Annotated in this window: 1 pseudogene; it reads right to left on the reverse strand. The window is 73.4% G+C overall.

From position 1 onward, the window contains the following. A pseudogene (locus tag D4B81_RS17780) lies at positions 1-1,265 on the reverse strand (MobF family relaxase); the annotation flags it as partial. Positions 1,266-1,294 lie beyond the last annotated feature (29 nt).

The following is a 1,294-nucleotide window of genomic DNA, read 5'->3' on the forward strand; positions in this document are numbered from 1 at the left end:
TGGATCTGGGACCGCAGCTGGCGTTGGTAGGTGGCTGCGGCCTTGGAGGCGTGGGCCGGGCCGGTGGGGCGTAGGTCGGTGGCCTCGACCTGGTTCGCGGCCCGCCACACGGCGACAGCTGTGAGCACGTCGTCGGCAGGGCGAGCGGTTCCTTGTGCCGCCCACGCGGGGGTGGGGGCGGTGACCGCGGAGGCGGCGACCTCGGAGGCGAGGTCGGTGACGCGCTGGGCGCGGGCGGCCAGGTAGGGCCCCCAGGTGGGGTCGGTGACCAGGGTGGCGGGGATGCCGGGGATCCAGGGGAGCGGCCCGGTGGCGGTGTTGCGCATCCCGGTGTCGTCCAGGCGCCAGTCGACCGTGGCGGCGGGGTCGGCGGCGGTGTCGACCTCGCGCGCGGTGACCGCGCCGGTCAGCACCTGTACCGGGTCCTGTCCACCGGCGGCGAGAAGGGTCAGGTGCGCCCGCAGGGTCGGCCAGGCGGGCGCGTCGCTCATGCCGGGGACCAGTTGCTCGGCGGTCTCGTCGAGCCTCAGGAGATTGTCGGTGCCGACCGTGGTGGCCGCGGCGGTGTTGAGCGCGTCGAGATACCGGGCGGTGGACTCACCGAGCAGGACGGCGGGGTCGTCGGCCTCGCGCAGCAGGGTGGAGGCCGAGGCCGGTGCGTCGTCGCGGGCCAGGATGGTCTCGAGCAGGTCGGTGGCGGTCCTCGGGTGGACCGTGTCCGGCTTGATCGCCTCGTGCTCGTCACCGGTGCCGACGACCTGCAGGTAGAGGTGGTTGGCGTCCCGGCCGCGGGTCATCATCGTGTAGAGCTGTTGGCGGGACTCTGCCCCGGTGGCGAGGGCGTGGGTGACGTCGACCGACACCCCCTGTGCGGTGTGCACGGTGGAGGCGTACCCCAGCTCGACCGACTCCCGTACGTAGTCGGAGGGCAGGACGATCCTGCGGGCGGTGCGGGTGTGCCGCACGACCAGGGCTCCGGCGCCGGTGGTGTCCAGCACGGTCCACCGGTCACCGTTCTTGACCCAGTCGGTCGGGGCCGTCTGCAGGCGGCGGTCGTTGCGGCGGGTAATCACGGTGTCCCCGACCGAGGCGTGGTTGCCGTCGGACAGGGCGACCTCATCGGCGGGCCGGAATGTTGCCTCCAGGCGGTGGTCGCGGGCACGTTGGTTGAGCTGCGCGACGAGCTCACGGGTGGGGGCGAGCATGATCGCGTCCCGCCCGCGGGCCCGGTCGGCCGACCAGGCACCGAAGACCTGCTCGGTCATGGTGGCCAGGTCACCGACGTGGACCCGCC

The sequence above is a fragment of the Ornithinimicrobium cerasi genome, from assembly GCF_003702705.1.
In the GTDB taxonomy this organism is placed as follows: domain Bacteria; phylum Actinomycetota; class Actinomycetes; order Actinomycetales; family Dermatophilaceae; genus Ornithinicoccus; species Ornithinicoccus cerasi.